This is a genomic window from Allocoprococcus comes, from assembly GCF_013300725.1.
In the GTDB taxonomy this organism is placed as follows: domain Bacteria; phylum Bacillota; class Clostridia; order Lachnospirales; family Lachnospiraceae; genus Allocoprococcus; species Allocoprococcus comes_A.
Map to the genome: position 1 here is coordinate 134,807 of NZ_JAAIMM010000005.1, position 13,868 is coordinate 148,674.

11 protein-coding genes are annotated in these 13,868 nt (G+C 43.0%); 8 read left to right on the plus strand and 3 right to left on the minus strand.

Going from position 1 to position 13,868, the window contains the following annotated elements:
* Positions 1-13 precede the first annotated feature (13 nt).
* The 5 genes from G4407_RS04315 (at position 14) to G4407_RS04335 (ending at position 5,130) form a co-directional block, all read left to right on the plus strand.
* Positions 14-901 carry an ABC transporter permease gene (locus G4407_RS04315; RefSeq protein ID WP_173687884.1) on the plus strand — a complete coding sequence of 296 codons (888 nt, stop codon included), beginning with the start codon at positions 14-16 and terminating at the stop codon, positions 899-901.
* Positions 888-1,661, plus strand: coding sequence for an ABC transporter ATP-binding protein (locus G4407_RS04320; protein ID WP_173687885.1), 774 nt, complete (start codon positions 888-890; stop codon positions 1,659-1,661). The genes G4407_RS04315 and G4407_RS04320 overlap by 14 nt, the downstream gene beginning before the upstream one ends.
* A gap of 339 nt (positions 1,662-2,000) precedes the next feature.
* On the plus strand, positions 2,001-4,133 hold the full coding sequence (nrdD, locus tag G4407_RS04325; RefSeq protein ID WP_173687886.1) for an anaerobic ribonucleoside-triphosphate reductase: 2,133 nt from the start codon (positions 2,001-2,003) through the stop codon (positions 4,131-4,133).
* Positions 4,134-4,631, plus strand: a complete 498-nt coding sequence (gene nrdG, locus G4407_RS04330) for an anaerobic ribonucleoside-triphosphate reductase activating protein (protein WP_173687887.1) — start codon at positions 4,134-4,136, stop codon at positions 4,629-4,631.
* On the plus strand, positions 4,615-5,130 hold the full coding sequence (locus G4407_RS04335) for a dCTP deaminase/dUTPase family protein (protein ID WP_173687888.1): 516 nt from the start codon (positions 4,615-4,617) through the stop codon (positions 5,128-5,130). Before nrdG ends, G4407_RS04335 begins: the two co-directional genes overlap by 17 nt.
* Positions 5,131-5,459: 329 nt before the next feature.
* Here G4407_RS04335 and G4407_RS04340 read toward each other — a convergent pair whose 3' ends face one another.
* Positions 5,460-6,818, minus strand: a complete 1,359-nt coding sequence (locus G4407_RS04340) for a spore germination protein (protein ID WP_173687889.1) — start codon at positions 6,816-6,818, stop codon at positions 5,460-5,462.
* 255 nt (positions 6,819-7,073) lie between these two features.
* Here G4407_RS04340 and G4407_RS04345 point away from each other — a divergent pair, with 255 nt between their 5' ends.
* Complete coding sequence (locus G4407_RS04345) at positions 7,074-7,940, plus strand: DegV family protein (RefSeq protein WP_173687890.1); 867 nt, start codon at positions 7,074-7,076, stop codon at positions 7,938-7,940.
* Positions 7,941-8,097: 157 nt separating this feature from the next.
* On the opposite strand, the gene G4407_RS04350 is transcribed toward G4407_RS04345, so the two are convergent.
* A complete protein-coding gene (locus tag G4407_RS04350; protein ID WP_173687891.1) occupies positions 8,098-10,266 on the minus strand; it encodes a TaqI-like C-terminal specificity domain-containing protein in 2,169 nt (722 codons plus the stop codon).
* A 178-nt stretch (positions 10,267-10,444) separates the two neighbouring features.
* Positions 10,445-11,284 carry an aldo/keto reductase gene (locus G4407_RS04355; protein ID WP_173687892.1) on the minus strand — a complete coding sequence of 280 codons (840 nt, stop codon included), beginning with the start codon at positions 11,282-11,284 and terminating at the stop codon, positions 10,445-10,447.
* 210 nt (positions 11,285-11,494) lie between these two features.
* Between G4407_RS04355 and G4407_RS04360 the strand changes: the two genes are divergently transcribed.
* Together G4407_RS04360 and G4407_RS04365 are read left to right on the plus strand one after the other, a co-directional pair.
* Entirely contained in the window at positions 11,495-12,283 is a 789-nt protein-coding gene (locus tag G4407_RS04360) for a LysR family transcriptional regulator (protein WP_173687893.1), read from the plus strand.
* Between the two features lie 145 nt (positions 12,284-12,428).
* Complete coding sequence (locus G4407_RS04365) at positions 12,429-13,589, plus strand: MFS transporter (protein WP_173687894.1); 1,161 nt, start codon at positions 12,429-12,431, stop codon at positions 13,587-13,589.
* Positions 13,590-13,868 lie beyond the last annotated feature (279 nt).

The following is a 13,868-nucleotide window of genomic DNA, read 5'->3' on the forward strand; positions in this document are numbered from 1 at the left end:
GAGGAGCAATGCAATGAGCTTTGCAGTATCAATTTTGGAGCAGGGACTGATTTACGGAATCCTTGCACTGGGAATTTATATAACATACAAAATTCTGGATTTTCCAGATCTGACCGTAGATGGCAGCTTTCCATTAGGAGCTGCCGTAACGGCGCTTATGATCACAAAAGGAGCGAACCCGTATCTGACACTTCCGGTTGCATTTGCGGCAGGTGTGGCAGCCGGTATCTGTACCGGACTGATCCATGTCAAATGCAAGGTAAGAGATCTGCTTTCCGGTATCATTATGATGACAGCGCTCTGGACGATCAACCTTCGCGTGGCAGGAACAGCCAATGTACCGCTGTTTTCCCAGAAGACAATCTTTAAAAATGATACACTGGATAAGCTGGTTCCGTCAGGATTTTCCGCTTACTCTACATTGCTCATCATTCTGATCATTGCGTTAATTGTGAAAATCATTCTGGACCTTTACCTGAATACCAAGTCAGGATACCTGCTCCGCGCAGTCGGAGATAACGATAAACTGGTAACTGCAATGGCAAAGGATGAAGGAAATGTAAAAATCCTGGGACTTGCAATCGCAAATGGGCTGTGTTCACTTGCGGGATGTATTTTCTGCCAGGAAGAACGTGTATTTGAAATTTCCAGTGGTACAGGGGCGATGGTAATCGGTCTTGCAAGTGTTATCATCGGAACCAGTATTTTCAAAAAAATCAGTTTTGTAAAAACAACGACAGCTGTACTGATCGGTTCTATCATTTACAAGGCCTGTGTGGCAATCGCGCTGAAGAACTTCGAACCGCAGGATATGAAGCTGATCACAGCCGTGTTATTCCTGGTAATCCTGGTGCTTAGTATGGAGAGAAAGAAGAAGGTGAAGAAGAATGCTGGAGCTTAGAAATATCCACAAATATTATAATCCGGGTACAGTCAATGAGATGTGTCTTTTTGAGGACTTCAATCTGACGATCAATCAGGGCGAATTTGTATCCGTAGTAGGAAGTAACGGTTCCGGTAAAACTTCGATGCTGAATATCATCTGCGGAAGTATTCCGGTAGAATCCGGACAGATCCTGATCGATGGAAAAGATATCACAAGGGTAAAAGAATACAAGAGAAACCAGAAGATCGGACGCGTGTACCAGAATCCATCTATGGGAACCTGCCCGTCCATGACGATCTTGGAAAATATGTCTCTTGCGGACAATAAAGGAAGGTTCTACGGACTTGGACGGGGAACGAATAAGGCACGTATTGATTATTACAGAGAGCAGCTCGCCCAGCTTGGTCTTGGACTGGAAGATAAGCTTCATGTCAAGGTAGGATCACTTTCCGGAGGACAGCGTCAGGCAATGGCACTGCTGATGTCTACGATGACACCAATCGAGTTCCTGATCCTGGATGAGCATACCGCAGCGCTGGATCCAAAGACAGCAGAACTGATCATGGAGCTGACCGATAAGATTGTAAAAGAAAAGAATCTGACAACGGTTATGGTCACACACAATCTCCGCTATGCAGTAGAATACGGTAATCGTCTGATCATGATGCATCAGGGACATTGTGTGATGGATAAGGCAGGAAAAGAAAAAGAGGATACCTCGATCGATGAGATCCTGACGATGTTCAATGAGATCAGTATTGAGTGTGGAAACTAAAAAATACAAGATTATGAATTGAAGAGATAAGCAGAAAGAAAACAGTTTCGGCTTATCTCTTTTTGTATCTTCAAAGGTTTTAGAAAAATTATTCGAGGATTTTCAAAATGAAAGACTATTGTCTGAATACAGAAGGAGAAGCCTATCTTGTATAAAATGTCAATGGATTTTCGGGAATATACCTGTAGAAGATTTGGTTGTCTGGCTGCCGGAAAATTGGTCATTTTCACAGATTGACGCTCTCAATGTGATAGTGCTAGAATAGAGGAAAACGATCAAGATATAGTATGCATTTTAAATAGAATACAATATATTGTAGTTATCAGAAAGGAGAGCAAGATGAGCTTAAACAATGTGAAAGTTGTAAAAAAAGACGGGACAAAAGAAGAATTTAACGTGCAAAAAGTCGTTGTGGCAGTCAATAAGTCTGCATATCGTGCACTGATCAAATTTTCACAGAAAGATATTGATTTTATCTGTCATTTCGTAGAAGAAAAGGTAGAAGAACTCGGAGTGAATGAGATCCGGATTCCGGAGATGCACAATATTGTAGAGGGTGCGCTTGAGAAAGTGAATCCGATCGTGGCAAAAAGTTACCGGGACTATCGGAATTACAAGCAGGATTTTGTGCAGATGCTGGACGAGGTTTATAAGAAAAGCCAGTCGATCATGTATATCGGGGACAAAGAGAACAGTAATACAGACAGTGCACTGGTGTCGACCAAGCGAAGCCTGATCTTCAATGAGCTGAACAAAGAATTATATAAGAAATTTTTCCTGACGGTGGAAGAATTACAGGCAATCAGGGAAGGATATATTTATATCCATGATATGTCAGCCCGAAGAGATACGATGAACTGCTGTCTCTTTGATGTGAAAAGCGTACTGACCGGTGGATTTGAGATGGGAAATCTCTGGTACAATGAGCCAAAGACACTGGATACGGCATTTGATGTGATCGGAGATATCGTACTGAGTGCGGCAAGCCAGCAGTACGGAGGATTTACCGTGCCGAGCGTAGATGAGATCCTGGAGCCTTATGCGAAGCGTTCCCATGAAAATCATCTGAACAAATACAGAAGCCTCGGACTTTCGGAAGAAGTAGCACAGGAGGTTGCCTGGAAGGATCTGGAAAAAGAGATGGAGCAGGGATTCCAGGGATGGGAGTATAAGTTCAACTCCGTATCCTCAAGCCGCGGAGACTATCCATTTATTACCATGACCAGCGGAACCAATATCAGCAAATACGGAAAGCTTGTCACAAAGACAATGCTGGAAGTAAGAGCAGGAGGACAGGGAAAGCCGGGACATAAAAAACCGGTACTTTTCCCGAAAATCGTGTTCCTTTATGATGAAAATTTACATGGACCTGGAAAGCCTGGAGAAGATCTTTTTGAAGCCGGAATCGAGTGCTCAAGAAAAACTATGTATCCGGACTGGCTCAGCCTTACCGGAAAAGGCTATGTGCCGAGTATTTACAAGCGCTACGGAAAGGTCATCAGTCCGATGGGATGCCGTGCATTCTTATCTCCATGGTATGAAAGAGGCGGTATGAATCCGGTGGATGAAAAGGACGAACCGGTATTTGTCGGAAGGTTCAACATCGGTGCGGTCAGTCTCCATCTTCCGATGATCCTTGCCAAATCCAGACAGGAGAACCGGGATTTCTTTGAGGTACTGGATTACTACCTGGAACTGATCCGGAAGCTTCATATCCGTACTTACGAATACCTCGGAGAGCTGCGTGCTTCTACGAATCCGCTTGCCTACTGTGAGGGTGGTTTCTATGGCGGACATCTGAAGATCCATGACAAGATCAAACCGGTGCTGAAATCGGCAACCGCTTCCTTTGGAATTACGGCGCTCAATGAATTCCAGCAGCTTTACAATAAAAAGTCTTTGGTAGAGGATGGAGCATTTGCCATCAAGACCATGGAATATATCAACATGAAGGTCAATGAATTTAAAAAAGAGGACGGCTATCTGTATGCGATTTACGGAACACCGGCTGAGAATCTGTGCGGTGTGCAGGTACAGCAGTTCCGTAAAAAATATGGAATCGTGGAAAATGTATCGGACAGGGCGTATGTGAGCAACAGTTTCCACTGCCATGTAACCGAGGATATTACACCGATCGAAAAGCAGGATCTGGAAAACCGTTTCTGGGATCTGTGTAACGGTGGAAAGATCCAGTATGTAAAATACCCGATCAATTATAACAAAGAGGCTATCAAATCACTGGTACGCCGTGCAATGGATATGGGATTTTATGAGGGCGTTAATCTGTCACTTGCCTACTGTGATGACTGTGGTCATGAAGAGCTGTCTATGGATGTGTGTCCGGTATGTGGAAGCAAGAATCTGACGAAGATTGACCGTATGAACGGATATCTGTCTTATTCGAGAGTTAAGGGAGATACCAGACTCAATGATGCCAAGATGGCAGAAATTGCGGAAAGGAAAAGTATGTAAATGCGTTACCATAATATAACAAAAGATGATATGCTCAACGGGGATGGCCTGCGGGTTGTCCTCTGGGTTGCAGGATGTGACCATTGTTGTAAGGAATGTCACAATCCGGTGACCTGGGATCCGAATGGTGGGCTTTTCTTCGATGAAAAGGCGAAGGCAGAGATTTTTGAAGAGCTGGAGAAGGATTATATCAGTGGGATCACATTCAGTGGAGGCGACCCGCTGCATTCGGCAAATGCCTATGAGGTCATGATGCTGGCAAAAGAGATTAAAGAAAAATTTCCGTCAAAGACGATCTGGCTTTACACAGGTTATGAATGGAAAGATATCAAGAATATGGATATTGTAAATTATCTGGACGTTCTGGTGGACGGAGAATTCGAGGTTGATAAGAAAGAACTGGATCTGCACTGGAAGGGCAGCGCGAACCAGATGGTCATTAACGTACCGGAGACATTAGGGAAAGGAGAAATTGTATTACATGAAGAGAATTGCTAAATTTCACAAAGTAAGTCTGGAACAGTTTATGGAAGGATGGAAGGATACCTTTGGTGAGCAGTATACAGAGGATCAGATCAAGGCTTTATATGAAGAAGTCAAACTGCCGAAGCGTGCAACGGCAGGAAGTGCCGGATATGATTTCTATGCACCGGATGATTTTGTGATCGAGCCGGGAAAGACGATCAAGATCCCGACAGGGATCCGTGTGGAAATGGAAGAAAACTGGGTACTCAAATGCTACCCGAGAAGCGGACTTGGATTCAAATTCCGTCTGCAGCTGAATAATACGGTAGGAATTATTGACAGTGATTATTTCTATTCTGATAATGAAGGTCATATTTTTGCGAAACTGACGAATGATACCAATGAGAATAAAACGGTAGAGCTTGGAAAAGGAACAGGCTTTATGCAGGGGATTTTTGTTGAGTATGGAATTACTGTGGATGACGATGCGACAGCAGTCAGAAACGGGGGATTTGGAAGTACGACGAAGTAGGGTTGTAAAAAAGAGGCGTTAAAATATAGGTTGTGTTGGCGACCGGGATCAAAAAAATAGTGTTCAATTCCATTGTGCAAGGCATTACGATGAACCTCTGAGGGCGAAAATTGTGTCAGCAAAGGCTTCCACAATTTTTGAGTTTCATCTCCATTGCACAATAAGTGAATTGAACACTATTTTTTTGATCTCAGTCGCCGGATTTACTGTATTAGAGAGGCGTTTTTTTACAAGGCTGGACTGATAACCGGTTGAGGAGATTTAGGTAGTGGTGGAAAGGTGAAGGTTATGTAGGTGTAGCCTGCAATTTTGTTGCAGGCTACAGGGGATTAGTTTAATTTTACGTTCAGGTAACTACGGCCGGAGAGGGTTTTGTTGAAGGTGATGCAGAGGACGACGATGAGACATCCGATAACAAAGCCGGGGAGGTTGAAGATGGCGGTGAGGATGAGGAGCAGGAGGCGCATGAATTTTAATGCGTAGCCTAGTTCAAAGTTGGGCTGGGTGTAGTTGGCGATGGAGACGAATGCCATGTAGAGCATGATCTCGCTGTTGAACCAGCCGGATTCGACGGAGAATTCGCCCATGACGATACCGGCAATGACGCTGAGAGGGGTGCTGAGCATACTTGGAGTGTTGAGGGCGGCAAGGCGGAGTCCGTCGATGGCAAGCTCCAGGATCAGGATCTGGAAGATCAGGGGGATGTTGACGGTATCTTCGATCAGCACGAAACGGAAGATATCCGGGATCCATGCCGGGTTCTGCATAAAGAGCAGAAAGAGAGGAACCATGAATACGGTCAGCAGTGTGATCAGTACACGGGAAATTTTCAGGTAGATTCCGGTGAGCGGTGGAAAATAGTAATCATTTGCCTCTTCGATCATATCAAAGATGGAGGTTGGCAGAACCAGTGCAGATGGGGAGGTATCAGTAAGGATGATAACTTTTCCTTCCATCAGACAGGCACAGGCTGTGTCTGGCCGTTCGGTAAATTTATATTTTGGAAATGGATTGTACCATTTGCGTTGAAAGAGAGCTTCCGCAAGAGATTGCTGGCTCATTTTCAGATCCTGGGATTTGATTTCACCCAGCTTGTTCTGGATGGTAGTCAGAAGCTCCCTGTCCACGCGGTCGGACATGTAGCAGAGAGCTACATCGGTACGGGTGGAAGCGCCGGCTTCATACATTTCCATGATCAGATGGGGATCCCGGATCCGGCGGCGCATCAAGGCAGTATTGAAGACGATGGTTTCCACAAAACCGTCACGGGAACCACGCAGGGATTTGTCTTTATCCGGTTCCTCGATGCTGCGGGACGGGTAAGTACGGCAGTCGATAGCAATAGCGGCTTCATAGCCGTCAATAAAGAGGCAGGTGACACCGGACAGCAGGTTTTTGAAAATGCTGTCAAAGTCACCGAGAATATCGACTTCTACATAGGGGATGCAGCTTGCAGAAAAGGAAGTTGCATCCTCTGGCATATCATCGGCGGAGATGTTGAGGAAGGAGTCCATAAGTTTCAGCATGGTTTCATCCTTGGTGAAACCATCAATAAAATAAAAGGCACTGTTTTGACCGCCGATGATCAGATTTCGTTCGATAATATCAAAGCTCTTTTTTACAGGAAGAGCCCGGTTCATATATCTTGTATTGTCGGTGAGAGAAGCACTGACAGTATGTTTTTCCATATTGAATCCTCCATTCAGAGATAATTTAAAGTTAAGAAAGTCTGGAATCCCGGAAATATTTTACTGCCTGGATTCTGCATAGATTTAGCATTTCACAAAAAAAGGAAAATATACCGGATTATGACAAAAGTTATAAGAAACTTAAGATTTTTTTAGCATGGGAAAAAGATTTTGCTATCTTGCGGAAAAGAGGGTATACTGTACATAATTATAAGTAATATATAAATCCCTAAAGGGATGAAGGAGGGCACACTTATGAGTGAATATATGATCATGACAGACAGCACAGTGGATTTACCGAAGGAATACCTGACCGAGGAGCTTGGGGTTCCATATATTCCTCTTACTTATCTGATCGATGGACAGTCTTATGAGGATATGATTGGACTTACCGGAGAAGAATTTTTTGCAAAGGTCAGGGCAGGATCCATGCCGACAACTTCCCAGATCAATCCGGAGCAGGCAAGAGAAGCACTGGAACCGTATCTGAAAGAGGAAAAGGATATTTTATATATTGCTTTTTCGTCAGGACTTAGCGGAACTTATAACAGTATCCGGATGGCAGCAGAAGAATTGCAGGAAGAGTATCCGGAGCGGAAGCTGATTGTAATTGATTCGCTCTGCGCATGCCTGGGTGAAGGACTTCTTGTGTACAAAGCTGTTCAGTTAAAGCGTGCGGGAAAAAGTCTGGAAGAAGTGGCTGCCTGGGTGGAGGAGAACAAGCTTCACATCATGCATAACGTTACGATTGATGATTTATTCCATTTACATAGAGGCGGAAGAGTATCTAAGGCTTCCGCGATCGTTGGAACGATGATCCAGATCAAACCGATCATTCATATGGATGAGCATGGCGAATTGAAGGTTATCGGAAAAGAGCGTGGAAGGAAAAAAGCACTGACACATATTGTAGATATGGCAGTGAAACAGTCCGAAGGATGGGACAATGATATCGTGATGATCACACACGGTGACTGCAAAGAGGATGCGGAGTTTGTGGCAAGACAGGTGGAAAAGAAGATGGGAGTCCACAATATTCTGATCAACTGTATCGGAACAGTTATCGGATCACATACAGGTCCGGGGGTTGTGGCTGTGTTCTGTATGGGGAATAAGAGATAAGATTCTGTAAGAAGAGGAGCTCAGACCGTTTTTGGTCGCTGAAAAGGATGTCCTTGATGTTGTCAAGATGAAAGGAAGATAAGAAAAAAGCCAGAGCAGACCTGGCAACCCTGTTGTTAAATAAGGGAAGCCAGGAATATCTCTGGTTTTTTGTGTGTCAGAACAGAAATTTGTTTTCTCCATCTACTGCATGCTTAATGATGTCCTGCTCTTTAGAGGTAAGATTAAATAATTTGAAAATCAGTTGGTCGAGTTGTTCGTAGGCAATTTGTGCTTCCGCAGGAGGCAGTCCGTTAATTAGTGGTTCTACAGTCTGAATGATGATATTTTGTGTATCAGCATCAACATCCGGAATCGGAATATTTTCAATATGAGAACGCAATACCTTCACGGAATGAAAATCCATTTTGTAAATAAACTGTGCAACTCTGGAATTAAGGATGGCAAGAATATATTTTATATGCAGTCCTTCAAGATTGGGGATGACCACATTGCAGCTATTCAAAGAAAGTGTTTGTTTATCATCATAAGCAAAGACAAGCTGGCTGCTGATAAAACGATACAAAAGCTTTTCTGGCGCACGGTACATTTCTATAGGTGCTACCTGCTGAAAATTCTGTGGGTTAAACACAATATAGTTTGGGTTCGGATTAGTATGGTACTTACAGATATCGGAGCCTTTTAAAATAACCTCGTTATCTTTGGTTTTCACGGAGGAAATATATTTTTTATTATTTCCGGTTACGATTCCTAAAGCAAAATCGGCGTTACCGGCAAGAAAGTATGTTTTAGGAGTATGCCGGATTTTTTCAAGTAGCTGATATTCTGCATCCGTTGTATGAAAGCTGAAATAATCGGCTGAAATTTTACGGTCTGTCAGAATGGTTGTGCAGTGACCACAGTCGGAAACTTCCATTCCGATTGTTGAAAGTGGCTTTCCGGTGTGAATGAGCTGTAATATAATGCAGGGACACTGGACTTTATCAAATGCGTTTCCTAAAAACTCAAGATACCGGACGGAATTGTTTTCCATAATAGCAGTACGGATCGGTGTATGTGCTTTTACATTAAGTATTGCTTCTGGAAGAATGAAAGAAAGCTGTCCGTTTATGGATAAATTACTCAGTGCTTTTTCAATAAACAAATCATAAGACTCGATATTTTTCCCTGAAGCAGTCCGATATTTTTTGCGAAGCTTTTCTTTTTCTGATTCGGAAAATTCATATCCCCATGGTGGATTACCGATGATATACTGGTAAGAAGCTTTTAAATCAGATGCAAGATAATCGGCTTCGGTTATATGCTCGTACAGAGTTTTGATAGAGAGAATGTCATATTTCAAAACCATATTCAACCGGGTAATTTTTACACTGATTGTATCGGTATCATTGCCGTAAATCTGGTCAAAGCAAACGTGTGCTGGGAGTTGCAATAAAAAATTCCCAGTCCCACAGCAGGGATCCAGAATTCTGGCATCTGATGCAATATCCAGTTTTCCGATCAGCTTTTTGACGATTTTGGTAGGCGTATAGTAGGAACCGGTTGCCTTGCGGCTGCCGATATTTTTACAGGAAATGTAAATGAGTCCAAGGATATCTTCAGCAGGTTCGTATACATAATCAAAATCAAAAAGTTGAGAATATTTTTCACAGAAATGCAGTGCTTGTTCAGAATCAGCAATCAAAGCATAGATCAGTTCGTCGTATAGAGCCAGGGTGATTTCTTTTTTTAAAAATCTGCTCAGCAACACTTTTTCGTGTTTGAAAGAAAGATCATATTTTTGGGCAAGCAAATGTAAGGCACAGTCAGCAATGAGATATTGAATCACATCTGATGAAAGTGCAATGGATTCGCCTGTTACAATTCGGAGAATCTGCTGCAACAGTTCAATGTTCTGACAGTTTTCAGAAACATAGGCACTGTAAAGGGAATTGCCACAGATAAATTTTTTGTTGCGCCTGCTTTTCAGAGATTGGTTCTTTCCGGATTGAAGTTCTGCTTTCAGCTTTTCGGCATACTGTTTTGTAAAATAAGGCTTTTTCTGATCAGTATATTCTGGAATGAGTTTGTCAAGCTTGATCCAGTTACGACCGGTTGCAGTCGAAATGGAAAGCATATCACATAATTCTCTTAAAGAGAGATAATCGGAATCTTTAGGAAAATCAGTTGTTCTTTCATCGGAAGGTTTGGTAGCAGAATCGGGGATTAACCAGATGCCGCTGACCATTTTACAACCGTCAATACGGTTGGTTTCACAGAGCTTTTGCACGCGGCGTTCGGATAAATGGAACCGCTTTGAGGTCTCTTTTACAGAAATATAATCCATAGTCATATAGACTCCTTTGATAAATGATATAATATATATTATATACGGTAATACGAATAAAAACAATATTAATAATAAAAAAGGTATGCAAAGAGAAGAGGTTAACAAAAGAAAATATGATTCAATTATTATTTGTGTGAGTACAAGTGTAATTTATGTTTTTGATACTTACATCATTTTATAAAATCGACATAAACCACTCTACCGTTTTCGGATCATAGTGAGAGAAGAATAAGCTTTCTCCGCCGTCCAGTGCTTCAATTTCTGCCATTTCTTCTGCAGTCAGTGTGAAATCGAAGAGGTCAAAGTTTTGCTGCATACGGTCTTTGTGGACAGACTTCGGAATGATCACCACATCACTCTGAAGAAGGAAACGAAGAGCTGTCTGTGCAGCAGTTTTTCCATATTTTTCACCGATTTTTGTCAGAACCGGATTGGTGAACATATCGTTACGTCCTTCTGCAAATGGTCCCCATGATTCGATCTGACAGCCGTATTTCTGCAGGTATTCTTTCGCAACTTTTTGCTGCTGGAACACGTGTGTTTCAATCTGGTTTACAGCTGGTTTGATTTCTGCAAAATGCTGGATGTCCAGATAGCGGTCCGGTCCGAAGTTGGATACACCGATGGCGCGCAGTTTTCCTTCTTTGTAAAGTTCTTCCATAGCGCGGTAGGTTCCGTAGTAGTCACCGAATGGCTGATGGATCAGAACCAGATCCAAGTATTCTGTCTGTAATTTCTTCATGGATTCTTCGATGGATGCCTTTGCCTTTTCGTATCCGGCATTGGTGATCCATACCTTTGTGGTCAGGAAGAATTCTTCACGCGGAAGTCCGCATTCTTTTAAGGCAGCTCCTACGCCTTCTTCGTTATAATAAGCCTGTGCAGTATCGATGCTGCGGTAGCCGACCTCGATGGCATCGAGCACACAGCGCTTTGTATCTTCTGCCGGAGTCTGGTATACACCGTATCCGAGCTTTGGCATTTTGATTCCATTATTCAAGGTTACATATTCCATAATTCTAAACCTCCATTTTTCTGAAATGAATTTTCTCCTGTTGTATCGGGACGGGCGCAGCTGTATTTTTCAACTTACGCTGTTGGGACGATCATTGGAGAAATTTATGTCTGTTTACAAATCTTACTTTACAATGCATTTCCAGAAATGTACACTATTGATATCGCAATCTACATTTCAGAAAATGAAAAGTAAAACAGGAGGAAAGTCATGCTGGATTTATATGAGCTAAAACAATTTGCCGCGTTTGCAGATCTCGGAACCTTGTCAAAAGTGGCGGGAGAATTTCATCTTTCCACTCCGTCGATCACCCGTTCCATGCAGAATCTGGAGGAGAGCTTTGGAGTAAAATTATTTTCAAGGGGAAAGAACCGGATTGAATTAAATGAAACAGGGAAGGCAGCAGTAGGGTATGCACGGAAACTTTTACAGGAAGCGGACCGGGCTGTGGAGCAGGTGAGAGCATTTGACCTGAGGCAGAAGACGATTGTGGTCAGGTCCTGTGCGCCGGCACCGCTCTGGGAACTTCTGAAAAAACTGAACCACACAGATCCTGGCAAGATGATATCATCCACAATCTGCCAGAATGAAGAGGTTCAGGTTTCATTAGGTGAAAAATCCTGTGATATTGGGATCCTGCCATTTCCGGTAGAAGGGGCGTATGAATTTATGAAGGAGAACTTGTTTGTCAGCGTTCCGCCGGAGCATGAGCTTGCCCGGCAGAAGGAGCTTACTTTTGAGGAAATCAATGGATTTAATTTTTTACTGCGCACAGAACTTGGATTTTGGGATACCATGTGCCGGGAAAAGATGCCTGCATCCAAATTCCTGGTTCAGACGGACACGGAAGCATTTAATGAACTGGTGAGAGCTTCTTCGCTGCCGTGCTTTATAACAGATTATATTCAGGAAAAGGAGATGGAGGATTACGGAAGAATCCGGATTCCGATCACGGATCCAGAGGCTAAGGTGACATTTTATGTCAAAGAATTGAGCTGAAAAGCTCCTGAACGGGAGAAAATTTCAGGATGCTGTTTTTCATATGTCTTTTCATTCATGCACCAGATTGCTATAATATTTCGTTTTGCACGCTTATTTTATGGTATACTGTACTGGATATTAAATGATGCAAGGGAGAACAAACATGAATTTTTTACTGGGAATTATATACCTTTCATTTATCAGCCTCGGACTGCCGGATGCGCTTTTAGGATCTGCGTGGCCGAAGATGTATCTGGAATTTCAGGTTCCGGTCTCATACGCCGGTGCAATCTCAATGATCATTGCGCTTGGAACGATTCTTTCAAGTCTGCTCAGTGACCGGCTTACCAGAAAATTTGGCACAGGAGCAGTAACGGCAACCAGTGTTGGAATCACGGCATTTGCACTCTGGGGATTTTCCATAAGTCACAGCTTCTGGATGCTGTGTATCTGGGCGATTCCTTATGGACTTGGAGCGGGGAGTGTGGATGCTTCTTTGAATAATTATGTGGCACTACATTATGCGAGTAAGCATATGAGCTGGCTGCACTGTATGTGGGGAGTTGGGGCAACGCTTGGCCCTTATATTATGGGTGCTGCACTTACCGGTGGTGCATCCTGGAATACCGGGTACCGGATCATTTCTGTGATGCAGGTTGTCCTCACAGCGATTATTGTATTCAGTCTTCCTAAATGGAAAGGAAGAAATGTTTCCGCGGAAGAACATATAGGGAGCAAACCGCTTTCATTAAAAGAAATTTTAGCGATACCGGGAGCAAAGGCGATTATGATCTGCTTTTTCTGTTATTGTGCAGTGGAGCAGACGACCATGCTCTGGGCGAGCAGTTATCTGAATCTGGCAAAGGGTGTGGCAGCGCAGACGGCGGCTTCATTTGCCGGGATGTTCTGCATCGGTATTACGATTGGGCGTGGAATTAATGGATTTATCGCAATGAAACTGAAAGACAGCCAGATGATCCGGATGGGGCAGGCAATCATTTTTCTTGGAATTGTCGTGATGATGCTTCCGTTTGGGGATGTATTTTCATTACTTGGATTTTCACTGATCGGTCTTGGATGTGCGCCGGTTTATCCTTGTATTATTCATTCTACGCCGGAACATTTTGGAGCGGAACGCTCTCAGGCACTGATCGGGGTACAGATGGCAAGTGCATATGTTGGAACCTGCCTGATGCCACCGTTATTTGGATTGATGGCAAATCATATTTCCATTCATTTACTTCCGGTTTATCTGCTTATTTTACTGGCTGTGATGGTGTGGATGCATGAATTGTTAAATAAGACGGTAAGTGGGAAAGAGTAACGAAAATTGTATAAAAGGCATTATATGCAATCGCGTGAAAATGTGCTGAGATGTATTTTTTATAAGACAAAAGACGGGAGACAAAGTAAAAATGTCGCTCGCCTTTTGTGGATTGAAAGAGATTATTTGGAAGAGTTCAGCACTTGTAAAATTTTTTCAACATCGTAATCTGGTGCGTGTTTTAACATAATATAGCAAGAATTCTCCTTCCTCTGCAGGTGTGAACTTAAATGAAAAACTAATTTCCAGCTGTAGATTATCCCTGTAATTCTGCAGGAT

Coding starts and splice junctions, on each gene's coding strand:
- G4407_RS04315 (WP_173687884.1), top strand. CDS start 14: ATGAGCTTTGCAGTATCAATTTTGGAGCAGGGACTGATTTACGGAATC.
- G4407_RS04320 (WP_173687885.1), top strand. CDS start 888: ATGCTGGAGCTTAGAAATATCCACAAATATTATAATCCGGGTACAGTC.
- nrdD (WP_173687886.1), top strand. CDS start 2,001: ATGAGCTTAAACAATGTGAAAGTTGTAAAAAAAGACGGGACAAAAGAA.
- nrdG (WP_173687887.1), top strand. CDS start 4,134: ATGCGTTACCATAATATAACAAAAGATGATATGCTCAACGGGGATGGC.
- G4407_RS04335 (WP_173687888.1), top strand. CDS start 4,615: ATGAAGAGAATTGCTAAATTTCACAAAGTAAGTCTGGAACAGTTTATG.
- G4407_RS04340 (WP_173687889.1), bottom strand. CDS start 6,818: ATGGAAAAACATACTGTCAGTGCTTCTCTCACCGACAATACAAGATAT.
- G4407_RS04345 (WP_173687890.1), top strand. CDS start 7,074: ATGAGTGAATATATGATCATGACAGACAGCACAGTGGATTTACCGAAG.
- G4407_RS04350 (WP_173687891.1), bottom strand. CDS start 10,266: ATGGATTATATTTCTGTAAAAGAGACCTCAAAGCGGTTCCATTTATCC.
- G4407_RS04355 (WP_173687892.1), bottom strand. CDS start 11,284: ATGGAATATGTAACCTTGAATAATGGAATCAAAATGCCAAAGCTCGGA.
- G4407_RS04360 (WP_173687893.1), top strand. CDS start 11,495: ATGCTGGATTTATATGAGCTAAAACAATTTGCCGCGTTTGCAGATCTC.
- G4407_RS04365 (WP_173687894.1), top strand. CDS start 12,429: ATGAATTTTTTACTGGGAATTATATACCTTTCATTTATCAGCCTCGGA.